Origin of the sequence: Occultella gossypii, assembly GCF_019947135.1 — a bacterium.
GTDB classification, from domain to species: Bacteria; Actinomycetota; Actinomycetes; order Actinomycetales; family Beutenbergiaceae; genus Occultella; species Occultella gossypii.
Window position 1 is genome coordinate 25,577 of sequence record NZ_JAGSHT010000008.1, and the last position, 26,452, is coordinate 52,028.

Annotated in this window: 22 protein-coding genes and 1 pseudogene; 6 read left to right on the forward strand and 17 right to left on the reverse strand. The window is 71.9% G+C overall.

Going from position 1 to position 26,452, the window contains the following annotated elements:
* Positions 1-35 precede the first annotated feature (35 nt).
* The 4 genes from KCQ71_RS08170 to KCQ71_RS08185 all read right to left on the reverse strand — a co-directional run bounded on the left by KCQ71_RS08170 (position 36) and on the right by KCQ71_RS08185 (position 5,729).
* Positions 36-1,694: an FAD-dependent oxidoreductase gene (locus KCQ71_RS08170; RefSeq protein ID WP_223404702.1), complete on the reverse strand. Its 1,659-nt coding sequence runs from the start codon at positions 1,692-1,694 to the stop codon at positions 36-38.
* A complete protein-coding gene (locus KCQ71_RS08175) occupies positions 1,691-3,865 on the reverse strand; it encodes a molybdopterin oxidoreductase family protein (RefSeq protein WP_223404704.1) in 2,175 nt (724 codons plus the stop codon). Before KCQ71_RS08175 ends, KCQ71_RS08170 begins: the two co-directional genes overlap by 4 nt.
* A 7-nt stretch (positions 3,866-3,872) precedes the next feature.
* Positions 3,873-5,255 (reverse strand): MFS transporter, encoded by a 1,383-nt coding sequence (locus KCQ71_RS08180; protein WP_223404706.1) that lies wholly within the window; start codon positions 5,253-5,255, stop codon positions 3,873-3,875.
* 165 nt (positions 5,256-5,420) lie between these two features.
* Entirely contained in the window at positions 5,421-5,729 is a 309-nt protein-coding gene (locus KCQ71_RS08185) for a chorismate mutase (RefSeq protein ID WP_223404708.1), read from the reverse strand.
* An 84-nt stretch (positions 5,730-5,813) separates the two neighbouring features.
* On the opposite strand from KCQ71_RS08185, the gene KCQ71_RS08190 reads away from it, so the two are divergent.
* Positions 5,814-6,410: a TIGR03086 family metal-binding protein gene (locus KCQ71_RS08190; RefSeq protein ID WP_223404710.1), complete on the forward strand. Its 597-nt coding sequence runs from the start codon at positions 5,814-5,816 to the stop codon at positions 6,408-6,410.
* Between the two features lie 42 nt (positions 6,411-6,452).
* On the opposite strand, the gene KCQ71_RS08195 is transcribed toward KCQ71_RS08190, so the two are convergent.
* Positions 6,453-7,631, reverse strand: a complete 1,179-nt coding sequence (locus tag KCQ71_RS08195; RefSeq protein WP_223404712.1) for a baeRF2 domain-containing protein — start codon at positions 7,629-7,631, stop codon at positions 6,453-6,455.
* A 381-nt stretch (positions 7,632-8,012) separates the two neighbouring features.
* Here KCQ71_RS08195 and KCQ71_RS08200 point away from each other — a divergent pair, with 381 nt between their 5' ends.
* From KCQ71_RS08200 to KCQ71_RS08220, 5 genes are all read left to right on the forward strand, one after another.
* A complete protein-coding gene (locus KCQ71_RS08200; protein WP_223404714.1) occupies positions 8,013-9,377 on the forward strand; it encodes a cystathionine beta-synthase in 1,365 nt (454 codons plus the stop codon).
* Positions 9,378-9,391: 14 nt separating this feature from the next.
* Positions 9,392-10,573: a cystathionine gamma-synthase gene (locus KCQ71_RS08205; RefSeq protein ID WP_223404716.1), complete on the forward strand. Its 1,182-nt coding sequence runs from the start codon at positions 9,392-9,394 to the stop codon at positions 10,571-10,573.
* Positions 10,574-10,648: 75 nt separating this feature from the next.
* Positions 10,649-11,215, forward strand: a complete 567-nt coding sequence (locus KCQ71_RS08210) for an RNA polymerase sigma factor (protein ID WP_223404717.1) — start codon at positions 10,649-10,651, stop codon at positions 11,213-11,215.
* Positions 11,215-12,075, forward strand: coding sequence for a hypothetical protein (locus tag KCQ71_RS08215; RefSeq protein WP_223404719.1), 861 nt, complete (start codon positions 11,215-11,217; stop codon positions 12,073-12,075). The genes KCQ71_RS08210 and KCQ71_RS08215 overlap by 1 nt, the downstream gene beginning before the upstream one ends.
* A 72-nt stretch (positions 12,076-12,147) precedes the next feature.
* The gene (locus KCQ71_RS08220; protein ID WP_223404721.1) at positions 12,148-13,026 is read left to right on the forward strand and encodes a LysR family transcriptional regulator; all 879 of its coding nucleotides are present in this window, start codon (positions 12,148-12,150) and stop codon (positions 13,024-13,026) included.
* Positions 13,027-13,130: 104 nt separating this feature from the next.
* On the opposite strand, the gene KCQ71_RS08225 is transcribed toward KCQ71_RS08220, so the two are convergent.
* From KCQ71_RS08225 to tig, 12 genes and pseudogenes are all read right to left on the reverse strand, one after another.
* Complete coding sequence (locus KCQ71_RS08225; protein WP_223404723.1) at positions 13,131-14,207, reverse strand: LLM class flavin-dependent oxidoreductase; 1,077 nt, start codon at positions 14,205-14,207, stop codon at positions 13,131-13,133.
* Positions 14,208-14,257: 50 nt separating this feature from the next.
* Complete coding sequence (locus KCQ71_RS08230; RefSeq protein WP_223404725.1) at positions 14,258-15,022, reverse strand: alpha/beta hydrolase; 765 nt, start codon at positions 15,020-15,022, stop codon at positions 14,258-14,260.
* A complete protein-coding gene (locus KCQ71_RS08235; RefSeq protein WP_223404727.1) occupies positions 15,019-16,158 on the reverse strand; it encodes an LLM class flavin-dependent oxidoreductase in 1,140 nt (379 codons plus the stop codon). The genes KCQ71_RS08230 and KCQ71_RS08235 overlap by 4 nt, the downstream gene beginning before the upstream one ends.
* Positions 16,159-16,236: 78 nt before the next feature.
* The gene (locus KCQ71_RS08240) at positions 16,237-17,127 is read right to left on the reverse strand and encodes an ABC transporter ATP-binding protein (RefSeq protein ID WP_223404729.1); all 891 of its coding nucleotides are present in this window, start codon (positions 17,125-17,127) and stop codon (positions 16,237-16,239) included.
* A complete protein-coding gene (locus tag KCQ71_RS08245; RefSeq protein WP_223404731.1) occupies positions 17,120-17,980 on the reverse strand; it encodes an ABC transporter ATP-binding protein in 861 nt (286 codons plus the stop codon). Before KCQ71_RS08245 ends, KCQ71_RS08240 begins: the two co-directional genes overlap by 8 nt.
* Positions 17,970-18,839 (reverse strand): ABC transporter permease, encoded by an 870-nt coding sequence (locus tag KCQ71_RS08250; RefSeq protein WP_223404733.1) that lies wholly within the window; start codon positions 18,837-18,839, stop codon positions 17,970-17,972. Before KCQ71_RS08250 ends, KCQ71_RS08245 begins: the two co-directional genes overlap by 11 nt.
* Entirely contained in the window at positions 18,836-19,885 is a 1,050-nt protein-coding gene (locus tag KCQ71_RS08255; RefSeq protein ID WP_223404735.1) for an ABC transporter permease, read from the reverse strand. The genes KCQ71_RS08250 and KCQ71_RS08255 overlap by 4 nt, the downstream gene beginning before the upstream one ends.
* Positions 19,882-21,411 (reverse strand): ABC transporter substrate-binding protein, encoded by a 1,530-nt coding sequence (locus KCQ71_RS08260; protein WP_223404737.1) that lies wholly within the window; start codon positions 21,409-21,411, stop codon positions 19,882-19,884. Before KCQ71_RS08260 ends, KCQ71_RS08255 begins: the two co-directional genes overlap by 4 nt.
* Before the next feature lie 440 nt (positions 21,412-21,851).
* Positions 21,852-23,135 carry an ATP-dependent Clp protease ATP-binding subunit ClpX gene (gene clpX, locus KCQ71_RS08265; protein WP_223404739.1) on the reverse strand — a complete coding sequence of 428 codons (1,284 nt, stop codon included), beginning with the start codon at positions 23,133-23,135 and terminating at the stop codon, positions 21,852-21,854.
* Between the two features lie 181 nt (positions 23,136-23,316).
* Positions 23,317-23,991: an ATP-dependent Clp protease proteolytic subunit gene (locus tag KCQ71_RS08270; protein ID WP_223404741.1), complete on the reverse strand. Its 675-nt coding sequence runs from the start codon at positions 23,989-23,991 to the stop codon at positions 23,317-23,319.
* A gap of 34 nt (positions 23,992-24,025) precedes the next feature.
* Positions 24,026-24,643, reverse strand: coding sequence for an ATP-dependent Clp protease proteolytic subunit (locus KCQ71_RS08275; RefSeq protein WP_223404743.1), 618 nt, complete (start codon positions 24,641-24,643; stop codon positions 24,026-24,028).
* Between the two features lie 245 nt (positions 24,644-24,888).
* Positions 24,889-26,364: pseudogene (gene tig / locus KCQ71_RS08280) on the reverse strand (trigger factor); the annotation flags it as partial.
* Between the last annotated feature and the right edge of the window lie 88 nt (positions 26,365-26,452).

A 26,452-nucleotide genomic window follows, 5' to 3' on the forward strand; every position in this document is an offset into this window, starting at 1 on the left:
CGATGTCGGCGACGCTATGCGGTGGCGGTTTCCTGTCAGTGCCCCGCCCGTTGCCCGGTCGTAACGTTGTTCTCACTCGTCGCCCGGGCGCGCTGAGAGGTCGCGTCGCTCCCGCCCGACGGCGTGGGCCGGGCCGGCCCCTCGGCCTCGGCGAGCCACTCCAGCAGTCCGCAGACGGTCTCCTTGCAGCCACCGCACCCGGTGGTGGCGCGGGTGGCGCTCGCGAGGTCCGCAGCGGTATGGGCGCCGGCGCGGCAGGCGTCCACGATGTCCTTCTTGGTGACGCCGTTGCACAGGCACACGGTGGCCCCCTCCGGCATCCGCTCCGGGGTGGCTGCGGGGGCGGCGGCGGTCGCGAGCGGCCGGATCAGCAGGTGCGCCGGGTCCGCCGGAACCGGGGTGCGGCGGACGTAGGCGGCGCTCAGGTCCGCGGCCACCTCGGGGGCGCCCACGCAGGTGGCCCCGACGACGAGTCCGTCGGCGACGACCACCTCGACGTGCCGGCCGGAGGCCGGGTCGGACAGCCGCACCGACCGGTGCGTGGGGTCCCGCCTGCGCCGGGTACCGCTGACGCCCATGGTCACCACCTCGAGGCCGGCTGCCTTGAGGCGGACCACGTCGGTCCCGGCGGCGAGCGCCGGGGTGGTGGGCCCCGCCGAAACGGAATCCGCCGGGCGGGACACCACACCGGCGCTGAGGCTCAGCCGCAGCGCCATGCTCGGCTGCTCGGGCCGGGCCGCGGTGGGCGGCCCTTGCGCCGGCCGGGTGAGCCGGCCGGCGAGCCGGCGGGCCTGGTCCCAGCCCTGGGCGATCAGGCCGGCCCCACCCTCGGGCGGCTGGGCGCAGTCCCCGATCGCGAAGATCCTGGGGTCGTCGGGGCTGGCCAGGTCCGCGCCCACCAGCACACCGCGGTCGACGGCGAGCCCCGCGGAGCGGGCCAGCGCGACCTCCGGGGTGGTGCCGCAGGCGAGGACCACCAGGTCGGCGGTCAGGGTGACCGGCCGCTCCCCCGCGTCGACGTCGACTCCGGTGACCCGGCCGTCCTCGACGACGACCCGCCGGGTCCTGGCCCGGGTCCAGGTGGCGATGCCGAGGCCGGCGAGGGTCGCCTGCGCCACGCGGCCGGCGTCGGGGTCGAGCTGGCGGTCCATCACCGTGTCTGCGGAGTGGATCACGGCCACGTCGAGCCCGCGCCGGGCCAGCCCGCAGGCGGCCTCGATGCCGAGCACCCCGGCGCCGATGACGACGGCGCGGCCGGCGTTCGCGGTCACCGCGACGATCTCGCGGGCGTCGTCGAGGGTGCGCAGCGCGTGCACGCCGGCGGGCAGGTCGCCCTCGAGCCCGGGCAGGTCCGGGATCCGGGCGACCGAGCCGGTGGCGAGCACCACCCGGTCGTAGCGGTGCGACCCGGAGCTGGTGAGCACGGTCCGCGAGGCGCGGTCGATCGCGATCACCGGGGTACCGCGCTCGACGCGCACCCGGTCGCCGTCGGCCTCGGGCAGTGCGAGGGCGGAGAGGTCCGCCTTGCCGGCCACCACCTCGGAGAGCAGCACCCGGTTGTAGGGGTGGTACTCCTCCTCGCCGAGCAGGGTCACGTCGAACTCGGCGTCGGCGTCCCGGGTGGTCAGGTCGGCGACGAACCGGGAGCCGACCATGCCGTTGCCGACCACCACGATCCGGGTGCGTGTGGTCACGGGGCGACCCCTTGCGCGGCCATCGGCTCGGCGGCGGCGGGGATCAGCGGGGTCACCGAGACGGCGCAGACCTTGAACTCGGGCATGTGCGAGATCGGGTCGGTCGCGTCGGTGGTGATCCGGTTGACGCTGCCGGCGCCGCTCCAGTGGAACGGCATGAACACGGTGTCCGGGCGGATCCGGTCGGTCCAGCGGGCGGGTGCCTGGATCGTGCCGCGTGCGGAGGTGAGCCGGACCCGGTCGCCGTCGGCGATGCCGAGCCGAAAGCCCAGGATCGGGTGCAGCTCCACGAACGGTTCGCTGCTGAGCCGTTCGAGCTCGGGCACCCGGTGGGTCTGCGCGCCGGACTGGTAGTGCTGCAGGACCCGGCCGGTGACGAGGTAGATGGGCGCGTCCGGGCGGACGTCGTCGCTGGGGCCGACGTGGTCGACAGCGATCATCCGGGCCCGCCCGTCCGGGGTGGGGAAGGCGTCCAGGAACAGCCGCGGAGTGCCCGGGTGCTCCGGGGCGGGGACCGGCCAGAACAGGCCGGGGCCGCCGTCGGCCTCGTCGGCGTCGAGGCGGGCGTGACTCAGGCCGGCGTAGTCGGCGATCCCGCCGGCGGAGGCCGCGGCGAGTTCGTCGAAGACGTCGGCGGGGTCGGTCTCGAAGTGGACGTCGGAGCCGAGCCGGCGAGCCAACTCGGCGAGGATCCACAGTTCCGAGCGGGCCTGCCCGGGGGCGTCGACGGCGCGGCGGCGCCGGATCACGCGACCCTCGAGGGAGGTCATGGTGCCCTCCTCCTCCGCCCATTGGGTGACCGGCAGCACCACGTCCGCGCCCAGTGCGGTCTCCGAGGGGACGAAGTCGCACACCACGAGCAGGTCGAGGGCACGCAGCCGGTCCGCGACCCGGTCGGCGTTCGGGGCGCTGACGAGCACGTTCGAGCCGTGCACGAACAGGGCCCGAGGGCCGCCGGGGGTGCCGAGCGAGTTCAGTAGCTGCACGGCGGGCTTGCCGGGCCCGGGGATCGTGGCCGGGTCCACGCCCCAGACCCGCGCGACGTGGGCGCGGGCGGCCGGGTCGTCGATCTTGCGGTAGCCGGGTAGCTGGTCGGACTTCTGGCCGTGCTCGCGTCCGCCCTGCCCGTTGCCCTGCCCGGTGATGGCGCCGTAGCCGGACCCGACCCGGCCGGGCAGCCCGAGCGCCAGGGCGAGGTTGATGGCGGCGGTGACGGTCGCGGTGCCCTGGGTGGACTGCTCCACCCCGCGGCCGGTGAGGACGTAGGCGCCCGGTCCCCCGTGCACCGTGGCGGCGGCCGCGAGGAGCCGGGCCGTGGCCCGCAGGTGCGCCGCCGGCACCCCGCATACGCCCTCCGCGCGTTCGGGCCACCAGGCCGCCACCGAGCGCTGCACATCGGCCGCGCCGGTGGTGCGGCCGGCGAGGTAGGCCTGGTCGGCGAGCCCTTCGGTGAGCACCACGTGCGTGAGCGCGAGCAGGACCACCAGGTCCGTGCCGGGCACCGGCTGCAGATGCACGCCACCCTCGCCGTCGGCCCCGGTGAGGGCCGCCGTCGTACTCCGGCGCGGGTCCACCACCACGAGACCGCCGCGTTCACGCACACCGGCCAGGTGCTGCACGGACGGCGGCATCGTCTCGGCGAGGTTGGACCCGAGCAGCATCACGGCGCCGGCCCCGGCGAGGTCGGCGAGTGGGAACGGCAGCCCGCGGTCCGCGCCGAGGCTTCGGTTCGCCCCGGCCGCGGCGCTGGCCATGCAGAACCGGCCGTTGTAGTCGATGTTCGGCGTGCGCAGGACGGTCCGGGCGAACTTCCCGAGGGCGTAGGCCTTCTCGTTCGTGAGCCCGCCGCCGCCGAACACCGCGATCGCCTCCCGGCCGTGCTCGGCCTGGATGGCCCGGACCCTGCTCGCGATCACCGTGAGTGCCTCGTCCCAGCCGGCGGGGTGCAGGTCACCGTCCGCGCCGCGCAGCAGCGGGGTGGTGATCCGGTCCGGGGTGGTCAGCACTTCTGCGCTCGTCCAGCCCTTCTGGCACAGGCCGCCGAGGTTGGTCGGGAACTGCCGGGGCGTGATGGTGACCGGCGTCGGCGCGGTCGCGGCCTCGGGACGGGTCAGGGTCATCGCGCACTGCAGCGCGCAGTACGGGCAGTGGGACTGCGTGCCGACGCTCATCCGCTCCTCAGATCCCGGCCGCGGCCATGGCGGACCCGCGCCGCGCGTAGACGGCCCAGGTCACCACGGCCATCACCGCGTAGACCGCGATGAAGATCCACAGCGCCGGCGCGAGCGAGCCCGCCATCGAGCTCGACGCGGCGAACCCACGCGGGATTCCGAACCCGCCGAACGCGCCGATCGCGCCCGCGATGCCGATGCACCCGGCGGCGGCCTTCACCGAGGCCGGCCCACCGCCGTCGACCTGGAAGACGGCCGGGATCATCCGGTACGTCGACCCGTTGCCGACCCCGGTCGCGACGAACAGCACGAGGAACGAGGCGAAGAACAGGCCGAAGCTGCCCCGGTCCAGGGCCGCGATCGCACCGGCCGCGCCGAGCCCCATCACCACGAACGAGGCGATGGTGACCCGCGCGCCGCCGACCCGGTCGGCGATGATGCCGCCGAGCGGGCGCGACACCGAGCCGACGAGCGCCCCGAGGAACGCGATCGAGAGCGTCACGGTCGGGAACTCCGCGCGCAGCAGCGTCGGGAACACCCCGGCGTAGCCGATGAAGGACCCGAAGGTGCCGATGTACAGGAACGAGATGATCCAGGTGTGCCGGTTGCGGGTCGCGGCCGCGAACGAGCGCAGGTCCGCCCTCGCGGTGGACAGGTTGTCCATCCGGCGCCAGGCAAGGAACGCGGCCAGCAGGATGAACGGGATCAGCATCAACCCGGCCCGCTCCAGGGCGATGCCGGCACCGGTGACGATCACGAGCGGCACCGCGAACTGCACGGCGGCCGTGCCGAGGTTCCCGCCGGCGGCGTTCAGCCCGAGCGCCCGGCCCTTCTCCCGCTCGGGGAAGAAGAACGAGATGTTCGCCATCGAGGAGGCGAAGTTGCCGCCGCCGACGCCCGCGAGTGCCGCGATCGCCAGCAGCGCCCCGAACGGGATCTGCGGGTGCTGCACGGCGATGGCCAGGGCGGCGGTCGGCAGCAGGAGCAGCAGCGCACTCGCCACCGTCCAGTTCCGGCCGCCGAGGACCGGTACCGCGAAGGTGTACGGGATCCGCAGGGTCGCCCCCACCAGTGACGGCACCGCGATCAGCCAGAACTGCTGGTCCACGGTGAGTGCGAACCCGGCCGCGCCCAGCTGCGGCACCACGATCGACCACAGCGCCCACACGGAGAACCCGAGGAACTCGGCGAAGATCGAGATCCGCAGGTTCCGCCCGGCGACCTTCGCGCCGCCGTCACGCCAGAACGTCGGGTCCTCAGGGTCCCAGTGGTCGATCCACCGCCCACCGCGGTGGGTGACGTGCCCGACGGCGGTGGTCGCCGCCGCGGGCGCGGCGTCGGAGTCCGTGGTCTCCTCGGTGGTGCTCGACGGTGTCGCAGGCGCAGACATGGCGGCTCCTCACGCGCTCGGTGTCAGTACCGAGGACGGTAGGAACCGCGTGTTTCACCGGGCTGCGCGGGTGGTTACCCGCCCGTAATCATTTCCGCACAGGCCGGCCGGGGTGGCTGTGAGAGGAACGCTGCTGGGCTTGAGTCAGTGGCCCGGGGCGGGCGATCAGCCCTGCGAGCCGGCGATGTCCTCGTGGTGCCGGATCACCTCGGCGACGATGAAGTTCAGGAACTTCTCCGCGAACACCGGGTCCAGCCCGGCCTCCTCCGCGAGTGCGCGCAGCCGCTTGATCTGCCGTTCCTCGCGTGCCGGGTCCGACGGCGGCAGCCCGGTGCGTGCCTTCAGCCGGCCCACCGTCTGGGTGTACTTGAACCGCTCGGCCAGCATGTGCACGAGCGCGGCGTCGATGTTGTCGATGCTGCCGCGGATCCGGACCAGCTCGGCCGGAAGGTCCACGTCTGTTCCCTCGCTCATGGACGCCCATCCTAGGCAGACGTCCGCGTCACGGGAGTGCAGTCCCACGGACCGAACGCCGACGCCCCGCGCTACCGTTCTGACATGGCGACGCTGCTGGAACTGCACCACCGGACCCTGACCGTGAGCCGTGACCTGGTGCGCCGGGTGGCGCCGGACGTACTCGGGGCGGCCACGCCGTGCGCCGACTGGGACCTGGGTGAGCTGCTCGCGCACATGGCCGGCCAGAACCACGGCTTCGCCGCGGCCGCGGACGGTCCGAGCACCACCACCGGGGACTTCGAGCCGCGGAACGTGGCCGCGGACCCGGCGGGTATCTACTCGGCGTCGGTGGACCGGGTGCTGGCCGCCGTCGCCGCCGAGGGTGCCACCGAACGAACATGGCACCTGGCGGAGTTCTCACCGCGGCAGGACTTCCCCGGGCAGGTCGCGCTCGGCTTCCATCTGATCGACTATGTGGCCCACGGCTGGGACGTGGCTCGCGCGATCGGGACGGACCCGGTGTTCGACGACGAGGTGCTCACGACGGCCGTGCGGATCGCGGAGCAGGTCCCCGACGGTCCCGCGCGGCTCGCCCCGGGCGCCGCGTTCGCGCCGCGCCTGCCGACCGCGGACCCGGACGCGGACCTGCTCGTAACCTTCCTGCGGCTGCTCGGCCGAGATCCCGACTGGCGCGCCTGACCCGGGCCGGGTACCTCAGGCGCTGACCCGGCCCGGGGTGTCTCAGGCGCGGCTGCGGTCCGTGCTGCGCGTGTACGCGGTCTCCCCCGGCGTGGACGCGTCGTTCCAGCGCAGGATCGCACCCACACCGTCGACGAGTGTGACCGATTCGGCGTCCGCCACCGTGATGCCCGCGCCCTGTTCCAAGGCCGCCCGACCGATCGCGAGGTCGGCCCGCAGCTCGGTCGGCTCGCTGACCCCGAGGTCGGTCAGGTCGGAGCGCGTCAGGGCGAGCTCGAGCGCGCCCGGGCCCACCCAGAGTGTCCGTTGCGCGATCGCCGACGGCGGCCCGGCCACCTCCTCGGTGATCACCAGTTCGGCGACCTGGCCTCGGCGCAGCACCTCCACCACGTCCTCGACGCCGGACACGGCCGCACCGTCCCGACCCTGCTCCTGGCGCAGGTGATCGAGGGCGGCTTCGCGCCGTCGGTCCCGGAACTCGCCGAGCGCCTGGCCGATGGCGGCGTCGAACGCACGGTTGTTCACGCCCTCGGTTCGGGCGCCACCCTCCACCTCCGTGAGGAGCTCCCGCGCGGACTGGCCCAGGTCCGCCCGCACGAGGGACACCGCGCGCAGGTCCCCGGTGAGCAGCACCAGCTCGGGGCGCCGCTCGGCCACGACGCGGTCGATCTCGGTGGCCACCACCTCGGCGTTACGCTCCCAGGAGTCCTCGGCGCGGTTCTCGATCCGCTTGTGCGCGAGGGGCCCGAGCTGCGGCTTGGCGAGCTCGTCGTGATCGCCTTCGACGCTGTGCTGCTCACGGGTGGCCTGGAGGTCGGTGGTGTCGTGCAGGCTCAGGTCCGCCCCCGCCCTGTCCACCGTGACCAGCAGGTACCGCACACCGCAGTCCGCCACACGAGCGAGCGCGAACGCATGCGGGGCGTCCCCGACGACGGCCCGATCGACACCGGGCGGCGCGGCCAGGGAACGGTCCAGGTACACCCGCGTCCCCGCGGCGACCACCACCCGGCCGTGCGGACCACTGAGCCAGGTGGGCCGGGACACGGCGTCGTCGATGGCCTCGAGCAGCACGCCGTCGGCGCCCTGCTTGTGCAGCTGACGGCGAAGATCGGCCCACCGGCCGAGTACCGTCTGGTCGCCACTCTCGCTGGTTCGCGTGGCGTCCATGATCACGGTCACCACCGGCTCACCGGCCGGCAGATCGGGGACATTCAGGCGCATTTGCTCCTCCGCAACGTTGCTCGGATCCCGCTGGTGAGACTGTCCCCCAACCTTGCATCAACGGCACTGTGCGCGCCACTGCTTACGCCCGCCCTGACCGAACCCGGGTCCGCTCAGGTGTGGCGGTCGCGGGGCGCGGGGCCGGAGCCGACGCGGGGCGCGGCGTCGGCTACAGTCAAGCCATGGTCCTGTGCACCCGCCTGTGTTGTTGTTGAGCCGAGCTCCGACCCTCGCCGCGCGGCGCGTTCGCATCCCGACCGCCGCTGCACCCCGCATGACCTCACGGCCCGACGACGGGCCCGCCTCAGCCGATCAAGCGCTCGGCGATCACAGACCGTTCCCGGCCCACCACCTCACCTAGCCCCACGCAAGGACACTGAGATGAAGTACGCAGAGACCATCGTCGACCTCGTCGGGAACACCCCGCTGGTCAAACTCAACCGCGTCACCGCCGGGATCGCTGCCACGGTGCTGGTCAAGGTGGAGTACTTCAACCCGGGCGGGTCGAGCAAGGACCGGATCGCGACCAAGATCATCGAGGCCGCCGAGGCCGAGGGGAAGCTCGGTCCGGGTGGCACGATCGTGGAGCCGACCTCCGGGAACACCGGCGTCGGGCTGGCCCTGGTGGCGCAGCAGCGCGGATACCGGTGCGTCTTCGTGGTGCCGGACAAGGTCGGCGAGGACAAGCGCGCCGTGCTGCGTGCCTACGGGGCCGAGGTAGTCGTGACGCCCACGTCCGTGGCACCGGACAGCCCGGAGTCCTACTACTCCGTCTCCGACCGGCTCACCGCAGAGATCCCCGGGGCCTTCAAGCCGAACCAGTACGAGAACCAGAACGGCCCCCTCTCCCACTACGAGAGCACCGGGCCGGAGATCTGGCGGGACACCGACTCGCGGATCACGCACTTCGTGGCCGGGGTCGGTACCGGCGGCACGATCAGCGGCACCGGCCGTTACCTCAAGGAGGTCTCCGAGGGCGCCGTCACCGTCGTCGGTGCCGACCCGGAGGGCTCGGTCTACTCCGGCGGGACCGGCCGCCCGTACCTGGTGGAGGGCGTCGGCGAGGACTTCTGGCCGGGTGCCTACGACCCGTCCGTGGTGGACGAGATCATCGCCGTTTCCGACGCGGAGTCTTTCGAGATGACCCGGCGGCTCGCGCAGGAGGAGGGCATCCTCGTCGGTGGCTCCAGCGGCATGGCCGTGGTGGCTGCCCTGCGAGCCGCGAAGGACCTCGGCCCCGACGCCGTCATGGTCGTCCTGCTGCCCGACGGCGGTCGCGGCTACCTCGGCAAGATCTTCAACGACGGCTGGATGCGCTCGTACGGTTTCGCACCCGACTCCGAGGAGCGCACCGTCGCCGACGTGATCAGCGCCAAGACCGGGCACCTGCCCGACCTCGTGCACGTGCACCCGGCCGACACCGTGCGCGAGGCCATCGACATCCTCAACGAGTACGGCGTCTCCCAGGTGCCGATCCTGTCCGCGGAACCCCCGGTGGTGATGGGCGAGGTGGCCGGCTCGATCAGCGAGCGCACGCTCGTCGACCTCGTGTTCTCGCGTGACGTCGAGCTGACCGACCCGGTCTCGAAGGCGATCGGCCCGCCGCTGCCGCTGATCGGTGCCAACGAGTCGGTCCGGGCCGCCCGCGCGGCCCTCGCCGGCGCCGACGCCCTGCTGGTCACCGAGTCGGGTAAACCCGTCGGTGTCCTGACCCGGCACGACCTGCTCGCCTACGCGGGCGTCTGAGGAGAGGAACCACCATGAGCGCGAGCAACGCGGACGGCCCCGGCAGAACCCACGGCGCTTTCGACACCCGGGCCATCCACGCCGGCCAGGAATTCGACCCGACCACGGGTGCCGTCATCCCCCCGATCTACCAGACCTCCACGTTCGTCCAGGATGGAATCGGTGGGCTGCGCGGCGGCTACGAGTACAACCGGAGCGCCAACCCGACCCGCACCGCGCTGCAGACCCAGCTCGCCTCGCTCGAGGGCGCCGCACACGGGTACTCGTTCGCCTCCGGGCTCGCCGCGGAGGACGCTCTGCTGCGTGCCGCGATGCGCCCCGGCGACCACGTGGTGCTCGGCAATGACGTCTACGGCGGCACCCACCGGCTGATCTCGAAGATCCTCGGCGAGTGGGGCATCGAGATCACCACCGTGGAGATGGGCGACCTCGACGCGGTCGGCGCCGCGATCCGGCCCAGCACGAAGGTGCTCTGGGTGGAGACCCCGTCCAACCCGCTGATGAAGATCACCGACATCGCCAGCCTGGCGCAACTCGGTCACGACCGGGGTCTGCTCGTGGTCGTGGACAACACGTTCGCCACCCCGGCCCTGCAGACGCCGCTCGCCCTGGGCGCGGACGTGGTGGTGCACTCGACGACGAAGTACCTCGGCGGCCACTCCGACGTCCTCGGTGGCGCCGTGCTGCTCAACGACGACGAACTGGCCGAGAAGGTCGGTTTCATCCAGTTCGCGGCCGGCGCGGTCTCCGCCCCGCTGGACGCCTGGCTCACCACCCGCGGCATCAAGACCCTCTCGGTCCGGATGCAGCGGCACAGCGAGAACGCCCAGGCCATCGCCGAGCACCTCGCCGGGCACGCGGCCATCGAGCGCGTCTACTACCCCGGGCTGCCGGACCACCCGGGGCACGACACCGCCTCCAGCCAGATGTCCCGGTTCGGCGGCATGGTCTCGCTCGGGCTGACGGCGGGCCCGACGGCGGCCCGCACCCTCGCGGAGAGCACCCACCTGTTCCAGCTGGCCGAGTCGCTCGGTGGCGTCGAGTCGCTGATCGGATACCCGCCGGAGATGACGCACGCCTCGGTACGAGGCACCGAGCTGGCGGTACCGGAGAACGTGGTGCGCCTGTCCGTGGGCATCGAGGACGTCAGTGACCTGATCGCGGACCTGGACGACGCGCTGGACCGGCTCGGCTGACGCGTCCGGCGGCCCGGAGCGTCCCGCGCGTCACCACGATTGTGACCATCCGGTGGCGCGCGGACACTACTGGGTGTGACCGACGATTCCGATGAGGCCGTGTGGCAACGGGTGCTTTCGGGGGACGCCTCCGCCTACGGCACGATCTGGCGTCGCCACCGGGATCGGGTCTTCCGTCATCACCTGGCCTGCGGCACCCCGGCCCCGGACGCGGAGGACCTGACCGCGACGACATTCCTGGAGCTGTGGCGGCGCCGCGACGACGTGCGCTTCGTCGATCACTCGCTGCTGCCGTGGCTGATCGTGACGGCCCACAACGTGTCCCGCAACGCCGCGCGCGCCCGTCGCCGCTACCACCGGTTCCTGGCCGCCCTTCCCCCACCCGCCGAGATTCCCGATCATGCCGACGGCGTGACCGACGCACACGACGAACGGCTCCGCGCCGTCCGCGAGGCACTGGCCGCGGCCCGCCCGGCCGACGCACGGCTACTCGCGATGACCGCGCTGGAGGGCTTCACCGTCCGGGAGTCGGCCGCCGCCCTGGGCCTCTCGGAGTCCGCGGCCAAGATGCGCCTGTCCCGCTTGCGCAGTTCCCTGCGCGCTCTGATCGGCGAACAACCACTCACCGAAGGAGGGTCATGATGGCTGCTGACTTCACCCCCGAGCGCTCCCAGGCGATCGAGCAGGCGCTCATCGAGCATGTGTCGCGTCACCCCGGCCGAGGGCGCCACGTGTCCCGGACGATCGCGCTCCTGGTGTCCGGTGCCCTCGTGGGGGCGGGTGCCACCGCCAGTGCCTTCGCCGCCACCGACACGACGCCGCCCGCCGTCACCGGGGCCACGGCCGCGCCGCAGGGCGAGCCGACACCGGACCTGCCGGACGCCGTCGTGGCCCCGGCCGGGGTGACACCCGGCACGCCGCTGGTCTCCGCACTCGCCGATCCCCTGGCCGTCACCGTCGCCGCCGACACCGTGGTGCCGCTGACCGAGCGGCCCGACGAGGCAACACACGCGCGGGTGATCGTGTCCCCGACCGGCACCGGGTCGCTGTCCTTCGGCACCGACCCCGGTGGCAACAACCCGTCCGCCGCCTGGTCGCCGTCGGAGATCGGCGGGGACCTCACCCCCGCAGCCTCCTACGACTTCCCGCTCGACGCCTCGGTCGACGCGCTCTACCTGGTGCCGTCCGGTTTCACCGGGACCGTCACCGTGCAGTTCGTCACGCACGTCCCCACGCGGCTGGGCGTCAACCCAAGCGGGCAGACGTTCGGCACGTCCGGGGGCCCGCAGGGTGAACCCGACCTGATCGCCGTGATCGCGACCAACGGACGGACCGGCTACGTGTCCCAGGAGTCGCTCGAGACGGCCTCGGGTGGCCACGTCGCCGACCCTGAGGAGGCGCTCGCCTGGCAGGAGGAGAACGCCGGCACCACTATTGTGCTGCCCGTCTACGAGTCGGACGGGACCACACCGATCGGGGAGTTCCAGCTCGACGGCCCGTGAGCCTCGTTCCCATCTGGTGAGACGAATCAGGTGCACCCGCTGGACGCACCAGCGGATTCCTAGACTCACGGCATGCAGGCCACCCTCGACATCACCCCGCTGCGCAGCCTCGTCGCGGTCGCTGACCACGGCGGCTTCGCACGGGCCGCCGAGGCGCTGCACCTGACCCAGCCCGCGGTGAGCCAGCACATCCGCAAGCTCGAGAAGGCCGTCGGGCGGGACCTGGTCACCAAGCGCGGCCGGGTCAGCGTGTTCACCGAGGCCGGCACCCAGCTGCTCGACGAGGCCCGCCTGATCCTGAGCGCCCACGACGGCGGCCTCGGTCGGCTACAGGCCCTGCCGACCACGATCATGGTCGGCTCCACCGAGCACGGCGCCGAGGATCTGCTCCCCGTCGTCGCCGACGCCTTGCGTGCCGCGAACCCCGGCGCCACCGTACGGTTCCGCGTGGACCGCGGCGCCCGGCTGGCGGAGGAGGTCGAGCAGGGCACCGTCGACGTGGCACTGCTGCTCGGCACCGACGACGCGACGCCAGGTGATCTGCCCGCCGCTCCCCTGCCGCTGAGCTGGTTCGCGGCGCCCGGCTGGCGCGCTCCCGAGCACGGCGCGATCCCCGTGGTCGCCTTCGACGCCCCCTGCCGGATCCGGGACCGGGCCCTGCGTGGCCTCGCCGAGGACGGCCGCCCGGGCGAGGTCACGGTCGACTGCACTTCCTTGTCCGGAGTCCTGGTGGCGGTCCGGTCCGGCCTCGGTGTCACCGCCCTACCCCTGCAGGACGCCGTCCCCGGCCTCGTGCTCCGCCCGGACCTACCCGACCTGGAGCCGATCCCGCTGCGCGTCCGCGCCCGGGTCGGCGCGATCGACCTCGGCCGGGTGGCCGCGCGGGCCATTCGCGACCACCTGCGCTCGGAGTCGGACGCCCAGGTCCGCACCTTCGCCACGGCGAACTGACCCGAAACCCTCCCGGGCACGCCGAGGCTCAGAGGGTTCCGGGTGAGTCAGCGGGTCCTGACGCGCCGGCTCACCCGGGACCCTCTGACTCAACCAGTCGCGCCTCAGGGCGCGGCGACGCCGGCGAGGCCCGCACCAGCACCCGTGCCGAGGCGGTGCCCCACCAGCGGGAACACCTGTTCGGCGATCCGCTCCAGCTCCTCGTGCAGCGGCGAGGACTGGATCAGGACGAGGTCGAGGCCGGCGTCGGCGTAGGCGAGCAGCTTCTCCGCGACCTGCTCCGGGGTGCCCACCAGATTCGGGCGCAGCCCACGGGTGCCGACCGAGTAGTCGCGCAGGCTGACCTTCTGCTCCAGCTGGGAGTGCGAGATGAACTCCTGGTAGGACGCGAAGCTCGGACTGTCCGCGGACGGCGCGGCGGTGATGCGCTCCAGCTCCGCCTGCGCCTGCTCCTCCGTGTCCCGCACGATCACGTAGGCGGCCATGCCGAACTCGCCGAAGCTCTCCTTGCCGAGCTCCTCGCGGCGCCGACGCATCTCGGCGACCTTCGTGCCGATCTCGTCGACCGTGCCGCCGTGCATCACGTAGGAGTCCGCGAACCTCGCGATCGAGGCCTTGCCGCCCTCGCTCTCACCGCCGGCCCAGATCGGCGGGATCCGCTGCGGCTTGGGTTCCAGGATCGTGCCCTCCGCCGTGTAGAACTGGCCGGCGAAGTTGAACGGCGTCTCGCGCCAGAGCCCGGACACCACGTCCATCCACTCCTCGGTGCGCACGTACCGCTCGTCGTGCTCGCCGAACACCCCGCCGTACTGCTTGGCCTCTTCGGCCCACCACGCGGAGACCACGTTCAGGGCGAGCCGGCCGCCGCTGATGTCGTCCAGCGTCGCGGCCCGCTTGGCGAGCACCTGCGGCGAGTGGAACCCGGGCCGCACGGCGACCATGATCTCGACCTGCTCCGTGACCGCGGCGACCGCGGCGGCGAGTTCCCAGGCCTCGAGGCTCGGCGCCGACGGGCCCTTGCGGTCGTTCAGGTACAGCTCCGGGATGAGCGTGATGTCATAGCCGAGCCGGTCGGCGATCTCGGACACGCGCCGCACGTAGGCGAACGTGGCCGGCATCTGCTCGTCGTCGATGTTGCGGAGGAATCCGCCGTAGATCGGGGTCCAATAGCCCAGTCGCATCGCTGGTCTCCTTCAGGGTGTGGGGGTGGTGGTCGGGCGCGGGGGCCGGTTCAGGCCGGGCGGCCGCCGTGGTTGAGGATCTGGCCGCCTGCGCGCAGCTGCTCGAGGAACTGCACGATGACGGCGGCCACGCTGCGGTGGTTGGCATCGTTGAGCACGTCGTGGACGCCGCCGCGCACGGTGACGAGTTCCACGCCGGGCCAGTGCCCGACGGCGTCGCGCACCCGGTCCCAGGGCGCGAGCAGGTCCGCCTCGCCGTGCAGGACGAGCGTGGGGACGGCGACCTGCCAGGCCTCGCCGCCCTCGATGGCGGCGCCGTCGAGCGCTGCCCGCCACTGCCCGACGGCGGGGGTGCTGTCCGCGAGCGCGGTCACCGTGGTCGGGTCGGCGGCGAGCAGCCCGCGGTGCAGGGGGCAGGCGGTGCGGGCGGCCAGCGCCTCCTCGACGTCGGTCGGCGCCACGCCCACCTCGAGGGTGGTGCCGGCCAGCACGAGCGCGTTCGCGTCGATGGTGGCCGGGGAGAGCGCCTGCACGGCAGCCGCGGCGGACACGTCGGTGGCGACGAGCACCCGGGGTGCGTCGCCGAGCCGCCCGGCCAGGGCCAGGGCGTCCCAGGCGTGCGCGAGCTCGTTCCCGGCGGAGGCCAGGTGCGGCAGGACCTCGACGGCGTACCCGTCGGCGCTGATCCGGCGCCCGAACCGCGCGTAGTGCTCGGGGCGCTCGCCGCGGCCGGGCACGAGGACGATCGTGCCGCGGACGGCGGCCGGCGGGTCCCAGCGGACGGCGTCGACCGCGTTCTCGATCAGGGTGCTCATGCCGTCCCACCTGCGCCGACCAGGGCCGGTTCGCCGGAGCCGTCGGACGCAGCGGCGTCGCGCGCCTGCGCACCGGAGCGCAGCAGCGGGACGAGCTCCTCGCCCCACCGGCGCACGTCGTTCAGCGGGTCGAAGCCGCGGATCAGCACCCGGGTGACGCCGAGGTCGTAGTACCGCAGGATCGCCTCGGCCACCTGCGCCGGGGTGCCCACGGGCGCCGTCGAGTTACCGGCCGGGCCGACCAGCTTGGTGATGCCGGTCCAGAGCCGCTCGTCGTGGATCTCGGACTCGGCGGCGGCGTCCTGCAGGCGCTGCGCGGAAGTCGAGGTCTGGTCCCCCTGCCGCCTGCCGAAACGCCACCCGGCCTGGTGGTTGCCGAGACGCTCCGCGGCAGCGTCGTAGATGGCCGCGGCCTTCTCCCACGCGGCGTCCTCTGTGTCCGCGACGATCGGGCGCAGCGAGACGGAGAACTCGACGTTGCGGCCGTGCTTGGCGGCCTCGGCCCGGATCAGTGCGATCCGCTCGGCCGTGGGCGCCAGTGGCTCTCCGAACAGCATGAACGTGTCCGTGTGCTGGGCGCCGATCGCGACGGCGTCGCCGGACTGGCCGCCGAAGAAGATCGGGATCTGGCCGCTGGGCTTGACCGCGCTGAACGCGCCCACGTACTTGTAGAACTCGCCCTCGTGGTCGAACGGCTCGGCACTGGTGAGGGTGCGACGCAGGACGTCGATGAACTCCGCGGTGCGGCGGTAGCGGGCAGGCTTGTCGGAGAAGTCGCCCTCGCGCTGCTGGTCGGTGTCGCTGCCGCCGGAGATGTGGTGGATCGCCACGCGGCCCTCACCGTAGAGGTTCTCGAGGGTGGCGAGCTTGCGCGCCACGAGCACGGGCTCAGTGAAGCCGGGCCGGTGCGCGATCAGCACGCCGAGTCGCTCGGTGGTGGCGAGGATGTCGGAGGCGATCGCGAAGCCGTCCGGGGAGGCGGCGCTGTAGCCGATCAGGGTGCGGTCGAAGCCGGCCGCGTCGTGGGCGCGGGCGAACGCACGCAGGAAGGCGGGGTCGACGACCTTGCTGTTGGCCCAGCCGAGGGACTCGGAGCCGTTCTGGGTGGCGACCATGCCGAGGATCTGGATGCTCATGGGAACTCCTTGGGTGACGATGAGGTCGGGTCAAGTCGGGATGTTCTGGCAGATGGGTTGGGCAGGCGACCGGACTGCTCAGGTGCTGGCGAGCACCTCCCGGCGCAGAGCCTGGCGTTGTGCCGCCCCGGCGTCACCGGCGTGCAGCGATGCCGCGGACGCGAGCAGCATCCGGGTGTACGGGTGCTCCGGCTGGGCGAGCACCTGCGCCGTCGGACCCTCCTCCACGATCGAGCCGCGGTAGAGCACGGCGACCCGGTCGCTGACGGCGGCCACCGAGCCGAGGTCGTGGGAGATGAGCAGAAGGCCGAGGTCCCGGTCGCGGCGCAGCCCGTTCAGCAGCTGCAGCACGTGGTTGCGGTGCGCGGCGTCGAGCGCGCTGACCGGCTCGTCGCAGATGAGCACCTGCGGCGAGACCGCGAGCGCGCGGGCGATCGCGACCCGCTGGCGCTGGCCACCGGAGAGCTGTCCCGGCGTGCGACCGGTCAGCTCGGGTTCGAGCCCGACGGCGTGCAGCGCCTCGGTCACGCCCGTCTCGATCTGCGCGGCGCCGAGTCCGCCGCGCAGGACCAACCCCTGGGCCACCGAGCGGCCCACGGTCAGGTCCGGGTCGAGGGATCGCAGCGGGTCCTGGAAGACGTACTGCACGGTGCCGGTGCGGCGGAATGCTCGTAGCCTGGAGCCGTGCAGGCCGGTCACCTGGGTGCCCTCCCGGCCGACCGTGATCGACCCGTCGGTGGTCGGTACCAGACCGAGCGCCGCCCGGGCGAAGGTGGTCTTGCCGGATCCGGTCTCCCCGATCAGGCCGACGACCTCTCCGGAGCGCACCGACAGGTCCACTCCGTGCAGGATCTCCCGGCGCCCGAGGCGCACCCTGATCCCGGTGGCGGTCAGCAGGACCGGGCCGGCAGCGCCGACCGGGCCGGCAGCGGTGCCTGGTCGGGACGCAGTCACGACGGACTCAGACATCGGCGGTCTCCTTCTCCAGGTACCCGGCGAGCGAGTACGCGTCGTGGTGCTCCACCAGCAGCTGGGTGTAGGGGTGCTGGGGGTTCGCAAGGACCTGCGTCGTCGGCCCGGACTCGACGACCTCGCCGTTGCGCATCACGAGCAGGTTCTCCGTGCTTCGGGCCACCACGGCGAGGTCGTGCGAGACCAGCACCAGGGCCAGTCCCGCCCGGGCGCGGACCGTGTCGAACAGGTCGAGCACGTCCGCCTGGACGGTCACGTCGAGGGCCGTCGTGGCCTCGTCCGCGATGAGCAGCTCGGGACCGAGGCAGATGGCGATCGCGAGCAGGACCCGTTGCAGCATCCCGCCGGAGAGTTCGTGCGGGTACTGGGTCAGAACCAGGTCCACCCGGTGCAGCCCCAGGGACTCGAGCAGTTCGGCGGCCCGTTCCCTGGCTGCGGACCGCGTCAGCCCGCCGCGCACCCGGAGCACCTCGGTGAGTTGCTTGCCGACGGCGATCGAGGGGTTCAGGTAGGAGGCCGGGTCCTGGAACACTGCGCCGATGCGGGAGCCCCGCACCTGCTCCCACTCCTTGCGTCGCAGGGTGCGAAGGTCGAGACCGTCGAAGCCGACACTCCCGCTGGTCACTGAGATCCCGTGGGGCAGCAGCCCGAGCAGCGCCCGGGTGGTGAGGGTCTTGCCGGAACCGGACTCCCCGACGATCCCGAGCGAGCCACCCCGGGCGAGGCCGAACGACACCCCGGCGACGAGGTCGCGGCCGTCCGGGGCCGCGATCCACAGGTCCTCGACCTGGACCAGGTCGGTGTTCGCCGTCGCAGGGACGGTCGCGCCGATGCTGGCGTCAGCGGACATCGGCCACCTCCCGCTTGAGTGGGTTGCGCAGGGCCTCGGCCGCGCGGCCGGCGTCCCCGCTGGCGTCGCGGATCGCGTCGGCGAGCAGGTTCAGGGCCGCGACCGTGCCCATGATCGCCAGCGCCGGGGCCACCGGGCCGAACGGACGCTGGGTGAGGTAGCCGAGGTCGCTGGCGAGCATGCCACCCCAGGTGGGCTCCGGCGGCTGGATCCCGATGCCGAGGAACGTCAGCGAGGAGACCACGAGCAGGCCGCCGGCGGCGAGGTTCGCCGTGGTGACGACGACGGCGGGCAGCACCTTGGGCCAGATGTGTACCGCCAGCACGTGCCACCAGGGCGCGCCGAGCAGGGTCGCCGCCTCGACGTACTGCGCGCCGGCGTGGCTGAGGGCCGCGGCCCGGATGATCCGGAAGTAGACCGGGGCGATGAGTATCCCGACGGCCACCATCGCCTGGAACAGGCCGTTGCCGAACAGGCCGGCGACGGCGATCGCGAAGATGATGAACGGCAGTGCCAAGAACGCGTCCGCGACCCGCAGGCTGGTCCAGGTCGCGACCTTGCCGCTGAACGCACTGAGCATGCCCGGCACGATCCCGAGCACGGCGCCGATCACGACGGCGGTCAGCGCGGCGAACACCGAGACCCGGGTGCCCGCGATGAGCCGGGAGAGCACGTCCCGGCCCAGGTAGTCGGTGCCGAGCCAGTGCGCGGCACTGGAGCCCTGCAGCACGGCACCGGTGTCCTGCGCCAGCGGGTCCTGCGGGGCGAACAGGTCACCGGTGATGACGAGAAGGAGGACGAGGCCGAGGAACGCCACGGCCACCTGGGCGGTTCGCGCCCGCAGCGCCCGGCGGATCATGCCGCACGCCCCGAGGCGGGCAGCAGCCGGGCCAGCACCACGTTCACCACGAGCGAGGAGACCAGCACGAGCAGCACGGCCACCAGGAGCGCACCCTGGATCACCGGCACGTCCCCGCGCAGGGCCGCGTCCCGGGTGAGTTGCCCGATGCCGGGCATCTGGAAGACCGCCTCGGTGATGACGGCGCCCCCGACCAGCCGCGGGATGTGCAGACCGACGACCGCGATCGCCGGGGCAGCCCCGTTGCGCAGGGCGTGCACGAGCACCACCCGGCGCCACGGCAGGCCGCGCACCTGGGCACCGAGGACGTAGTTCTCGTCGAGCGAGCCGACCAGACCGGTGCGCAACTGCCGGGCCAGGTCCGCGGACGCGTCGAGGCCGAGGGCGAACGCAGGCAGCACCAGGAACGAGGCCCAGAGGCCGATGCCTGCTGAGATCGGCACGTAGCCGCCGGTCGGGAACACCGGGATGAGCACCGCGAACACGATGATGAGGCCGATGCCGGCCACGAACGCCGGCACAGTGGTGATCGCCGCGGACACGGCGGTGATCGCCCGGTCGACGAACCGGCCCCGGTTCAGCGCCGCGACGATGCCGCCGCCGGCGCCGAGAACCAGCGCGATCGCCAGGGCGAGCCCGGCCACGGACAGGCTGACCGGGAGACGCTCGACGATCGAGTCGGCGACCGGGATGTTCGTGAACCACGAGGAGCCGAGGTCGCCGTGCAGCGCGTTCCAGACCCAGCTGCCGTACTGGGAGTAGAACGGCCGGTCCAGCCCGAACTCGTGGCGCATCCGCTCCACGTCGGCGGGGGTGGCGACCTCACCGAGCACCGCCGCCGCCGGGTCCTGGTCGCTGAACGCACCGAGCGCGAACGTGATCAGGGTGGTCAGGAACAGCACCGGGACCGCGATGGCCAGGCCCTTGCCGAGCGCGATCAGGACACCGCGCGCCGGGGAGTGCGGGGCGAGGTCGGCGACCTCGTCGAGAGGGGCGAGCACTTCCTCGGCCGGGGCCTGCACCTCGGGGGTCGCGACCGCCGTCATTCGACCCACACGCCTTCGAATCGCACCGTGCCGATCTGGTGCTGCCAGTCGTGCACGTTGTCGCCGTGGACGTACAGCCGCGGCCAGGTGAACAGGAACGTGTTCGGCATCGTGGTCACGGCCGTGTGCACGGCCGTCTGCAGTGTCTCGGCGTAGGCGGGGTCGTCCAGCGGGACCTGGCGGGCCGCGTCGATCGCGGCGTCGAGCTCGGGCGGGCTGTTGCGGCCGAGGTTCATCAGGCCCTCCGGGCCGAACAACACCTCGAGGGCCTGCAGCGGCGACTCCCGTCCGGAGAAGCTGTCCAGGTAGAGCGGGTACTGGCGGGAGATGTAGTTGCTCACGCCGGGCGTGGCCACCTCGATGGTGATGGTGATGCCGGCCTCGGCGACCTGCGCCTGGATCTGCTCGGCAAGTGCCTGGTCGGCGGCGCTACCGATGGTCAGCGTCAGGTCGATGCCGTCCGGGTGTCCGGCCTCGGTCAACAGGTCGGCGGCCGTGTCGGGGTCGTAGGCGTACAGATCGTCCAGGGACTCGTCGTAGGCGAGGTAGCCCTCCGGGAACGGCTGCCAGTTCGGCTCCCCGTGGCCGAAGTACGCGACGTCGACGAGGGCCTGGCGGTCGATCGCGTGGCTCAGCGCCTGGAGCACGAGCGGGTTGTCGTAAGGGGCGACCGTGTTGTTCACGTCCAGGGTGCGCACGGTGAACACGCGCTGCTCCTCGACCGTCAGTTGCGCCGCCTCGGCGGCGGCGACCTGCGCGGGCGGCACCACGGCGATGTCGAACTGACCGGAGGTGAGCCCGGCGACCGCGACCGTCGGGTCGGGCGGCGGCTTGAGCTCCACCCCGCCGAGCAGGATGTTCTCGGCGTTCCAGTAGTCGGCGTTGCGCTCGAAGACGGCGCGTGAGTCCGGCACGTACTCGGTGAGGACGAACGGGCCCGACCCGACCGGGGCGATGGCGAGGGCATCGACGTCGGCGGCGGCCGCCGTCGGGCTCACGAGCATGCCGGTCTTTCCGGACATCAGCAGCGGGATCTGGTAGTCGGGCTGGTCCAGTTGGAAGGTGACGTTCAGCTCGTCGACCACGGTGACGCCCGTGATCACGGCGAGCTGCGCGGCGATCGTGGAGTTCGACTGGGTCTGACCACGCTCGATGTTCGCCCTGACCGCCTCGGCGTCCACCGGGGTGCCGTCGCTGAACGTCAGGTCGGGGCGGAGGGTGAAGGTGATCTGGTCACCGGCCTCGTTGTAGGACCAGGACTCGGCCAGCCCGGGACGGGCGTCGCCGTCGTCCTCCTGCTGCACGAGCGCGTCGTAGGCGAGCGCGAGGGCGTGCACGTCCTGGCCGGCGGTCGAGGCGACCGGGTCCCAGGACGTCGGCAGGTGCCAGCCCCAGATGAGCGTGCCGTCCGGGTCCGGGGTGCCGTCGGAGGAGCTGTTCCCGCCGGCGCCGCCGGAGCAGGCCGCCAGGAGGGCGAGCAGGAGCAGGGGTATGAGCGCGCGTACGGGGCGTCTGCGTGAAGTCATGGGGCGTCCTGTGTGGTGCGGAGGGAGGTGTGCGGGGGCACGGTGGGCGGATGGCCGGTGGCTCACCGGCAGCGGCGTCAGGTCGGCAACCGAGGGGGCCTGGGTCGGCCTGGTCGGACCGCAGGGGCGGGCACGTGTGCCCGGCGGGTCGGCGTCAGGGCCGACAGCAGGACATTCGGGCGCGCCCGCAGGGACACTCCCGACACCGCATCCGGGCAGCCCGGGGCCCACGCCGCGTGGCGGGCCGGTTCTGGGTGCTCCGAGTCATGACGTCGATGCTCGCAGGGGCCCATCGCCGGCGTCCAACAACGATTCGCCGACCAGCCGATAGCGGATTCTTATCGGTAGCGGACGTCCAACGAGAACACCACCCGGCCCCGGCGGTTCCGCCGGGATCGGGTGGTGTTGGACCGCTACCGCGGCGTCATCGTCGGGTGCGCTCAGGCGCTCTTCTCGCGGGGTGTCCGCTTGGACCGGGGCGCCTCACGGGGCACCAGGGTCGGGTTCACGTTCTCGAGCACGACCTCACGGGTGATCACGACGCGGGCGATGTCCTCACGGCTGGGCACGTCGAACATCACCGACTGGAGCACCTCCTCCATGATGGCCCGCAGGCCACGGGCGCCGGTGCCGCGCAGGATCGCCTGGTCCGCGACCGCCTCGATCGCGTCCGGGGTGAACTCGAGCTCGACGCCGTCCATCTCGAACATCCGCTGGTACTGCCTGATCAGCGCGTTCTTCGGCTCGGTGAGGATCTGCGCCAGGGCGGGGCTGTCGAGCGGGGAGACGGTGCTGATCACCGGTACCCGGCCGATGAACTCGGGGATCAGCCCGAACTTCAGCAGGTCCTCCGGCATGACGTCGTCGATCACGTCGACGTCGTCGGCGCTGTGCAGCGGGGCGCCGAAACCGATGCCGCGGCGGCCGGCCCGGGCGGAGATGATCTCGTCGAGACCCGCGAACGCCCCGGCCACGATGAACAGGACGTTGGTGGTGTCGATCGTGATGAATTCCTGGTGCGGGTGCTTGCGCCCGCCCTGCGGTGGCACCGACGCCTGCGTGCCCTCGAGGATCTTCAGCAGGGCCTGCTGCACACCCTCGCCGGAGACGTCCCGGGTGATCGAGGGGTTCTCGCTCTTGCGGGCGATCTTGTCGATCTCGTCGATGTAGATGATCCCGGTCTCGGCCTTCTTCACGTCGAAGTCGGCCGCCTGGATCAGCTTGAGCAGAATGTTCTCGACGTCCTCGCCCACGTAGCCGGCCTCCGTCAGCGCGGTGGCGTCGGCGATCGCGAACGGCACGTTCAGCATCTTCGCGAGGGTCTGGGCGAGATAGGTCTTGCCGCAGCCCGTCGGGCCGATGAGCAGGATGTTGGACTTGGCGAGTTCCACGTCGGCGTCGTCGCCGGTGCTGGAGGCCGCGGACGGGCCGGCCTGGACCCGCTTGTAGTGGTTGTAGACGGCCACGGCGAGCGACTTCTTGGCGCTCTCCTGGCCGATGATGTACTGCTCGAGGAACTCGAAGATGTCCCGCGGCTTCGGCAGGTCCACCAGGCCGAGTTCGTTCGCCTCGGCGAGCTCCTCCTCGATGATCTCGTTGCAGAGGTCGATGCACTCGTCGCAGATGTACACGCCGGGGCCGGCGATCAGCTTGATGACCTGCTTCTGACTCTTTCCGCAGAACGAGCACTTCAACAGGTCGGCGCCCTCTCCTATCCGAGCCATGCGCCTCACCTCTCCGATCTGCTGGTCAACCTGGCCGCCCGGCGATCCGCCGTCGATCCATTGTGCGTCATCGATCCTCGACAACAACCATTTCACACTACGTGCGCCACGTCTTTTGTTGCACGAACGGCCCGCCGCGTGTCGTCACGCGTCGGGCCGTTCGGCGGTCAGTCCGTCCGGGTCACTTGCCGGCCGGCAGCTGCGGAGCCTTGCGACTCTCCAGCACCTGGTCGACCAGGCCGTACTCGAGTGCGCCCGCGGCGGAGAGGATCTTGTCCCGCTCGATGTCCCTGCGGACGTCCTCCACCGGCTTGCCGGAGTGCATGGCCAGGGTGTCCTCGAGCCACTCGCGCATGCGGAGCACCTCGGCCGCGTGGATCTCGATGTCCGAGGCCTGCGCGTAGCCGCCACCCTCGAGGGAGGGCTGGTGGATCAGCACGCGGGCGTTCGGCAGCGCGAGCCGCTTGCCGGGCGAACCGGCGGCGAGGAGTACGGCGGCCGCGGAGGCAGCCTGCCCGAGGCAGACCGTCTGGATCTGCGGCTTGATGTACTGCATCGTGTCGTAGATCGCCGTCATCGCGGTGAACGAGCCACCCGGTGAGTTGATGTACAGGGTGATCAGGCCGTCCGGGTCCTGGCTCTCCAGGACGAGGAGCTGGGCCATGATGTCGTCCGCCGACGCGTCGTCGACCTGCACGCCGAGGAAGATGATGCGGTCCTCGAACAGTTTGGTGTACGGGTCCTGCCGTTTGAAGCCGTACGCGGTCCGCTCCTCGAACTGCGGGAGCACGTAGCGGGACGTGGGCGCGGGCAGGGCCCGGCCGCCGAAGTTCGCCGCCTGCTGGGAAAGGTTCACAAGTGTTCTCCTACGAATCGATGATCGGCGGGCGTCAGTCGGTGGTCCCGCCACCACCGGTGACGGACGCGGCATCGGTGACGACGTGGTCGATGAAGCCGTACTCGAGGGCCTGCGCCGCGGTGAACCAGCGGTCGCGGTCGGCGTCGCGGTCGATCTCCTCGACGGTCTTGCCGGTCTGCTCGGCGGTCAGTTCGGCCATGACCTTCTTCATGTGGAGGATCAGCTCGGCGTTGATCTTGATGTCCGTCGCCGTTCCGCCGATGCCGCCGGAGGGCTGGTGCATCATCACGCGGGCGTGTGGGGTCGCGTAGCGCTTGCCCTTGGTGCCCGAGGCGAGGAGGAACTGCCCCATCGACGCGGCCATACCCATCGCCACGGTGGCGACGTCCGGCTGCACATACTGCATGGTGTCGTAGATCGCCATGCCCGCGGTGACCGAGCCACCTGGGGAGTTGATGTAGAGCCAGATGTCCTTCTCGGGGTCCTCCGCCGCGAGCAGCAGCATCTGCGCGCAGATCTGGTTCGCGTTCTCGTCGCGGACCTCGGATCCGAGCCAGATGATCCGCTCCTTGAGGAGGCGGTTGAAGATGTGGTCGCCCAGACCCAGTCCCGGCTGGTCCGACTGTGCGGCCTTGGGAATCTCGCTCACGGTTCGTGCTCCTGATCGTCGGTTGTTGTCCCTGCGCATGACACTAACGCCGAGTGCGGTCGGTATCTGCCCGCAGATCGCTGGTTTCGCTGTTGGCGCACGCCCGGCCCGGCGGGGGACGGCGGAGGTCCCGCACCCAATGGGTGCGGGACCTCCTGCGCGGCGGGTGAGGTGAGGCTCAGGCCTTCGCGTCGTCGGCCTCGTCGGCGTCCCTTCGCGTCGTCGGCCTCGTCGGCGTCCTCGGCCGAGTCGGCGCTGTCCGCGGAGTCGGCCGACTCTGCACTGTCGGCAGACTCTGCGCTGTCGGCAGACTCTGCGCTGTCGGCGGACTCGAGGTCGTCGACGTCGACCTCGACGGTCTCGATGCCACCGGCTTCGACGGCCCCGTCCGCAGCGGCCTGCGCGGCGGCGACGGCGGCCTGGACGGCGTCCTCCTCGTCGGAGCCGATGTAGTCGGTCAGGTCGACCTCCGCACCGGCGCCGTCGACGACCTTCACCTGGCGCAGCGCGACCGCGAGCGACTTGTTCCGGGACAACTCGGCCACGAACGTCGGGATCTGCCCGTTGGAGTCCGCCTGCTGGATGAACTCGTTCGGGTCCGTCCCGTACTGCTGGGCGGTCCGGAGCAGGAACTCGATGAGCTCGTTCTGGCCGACCTTCACGTCGACCTTCTCGGCGAGGGTGTCGAGCAGGAGCTGACGGCGGAGCGTGTCCGTGGCCTCGACGCGCACCTCCTCGCGGTGGGTGTCGTCCTCGAGCCGGCCCTCGTTCTCGAGGTGACGGTGGATCTCGTCCTCGATCACACCGTTGGGCAGCGGGAAGTCGGTGTTCGCGAGCAGGTGCTCGAGCAGCTGGTCGCGGGCCTGCACTGCGCGGTTGTTGGACTTGGCGTCGGCGACCTGCTCGCGCAGGTTCGCGCGCAGCTCGTCCACGGTGTCGAACTCGGACGCGGTCTGGGCGAAGTCGTCGTCAACCTCCGGCAGCTCCTGCTCCTTGACGGCGGTCGGGGTCACGGTGACCTCGGCCTCCTCGCCGGAGCGCTCGCCACCGGCCAGCGGCGCGGTGAACGTGGTGGTCTCCCCCGCCGTCAGGCCGGTCAGTGCCTCGTCGAGGCCCTCGAGCATGTTGCCCGAGCCGATCTCGTAGGAGACGCCGGAGACCGAGTCGATCTCCTCGTCGCCGATGGTGGCCCGCAGGTCGATCGTGGCGAAGTCACCGGTCTTGGCGGCGCGGTCCACGGAGACCAGGGTCGCGAAACGCTGACGCAGCGTGGTCAGGCGCTCCTCGACGTCGGAGTCGGTGACCTCAGCGTCCTCGACCGTGAGGGTCACGCCGTCGAGCTCCGGCAGGACGATCTCAGGGCGGATGTCCACCTCGGCGGTGAAGACCAGTGCGTCCTCGTCCGCACCGTCGGTGGCGACGCCCGGCACGGAGGTCACCTCGATGCTCGGCTGGCCCAGCGGACGCACCTCGGCCTCGGTGACGGCCTGGCGGTACAGGCCCGGGAGCGCGTCGTTGACGGCGTGCTCGACGACGGCACCACGGCCGACCCGCTGGTCGATGATGCGTGGCGGCACCTTGCCCTTACGGAAGCCGGGGATGTTCACCTGCTCGGCGATGTGGGAGTAGGCGTGGTCCATGCTCGGCTTGAGTTCCTCCGGCGTGACCTCAACGGTCAGCTTGACCCGGGTCGGCTCGAGGTTCTCGACGGCGCTCTTCACTACGTGTTCTCCACTCATGGGTGTCTGTCGGGCAGGTCGCGCGAACGCACTCGGCGGCGTCGCCACCTCTTCGTTCGTCATTGGCGTC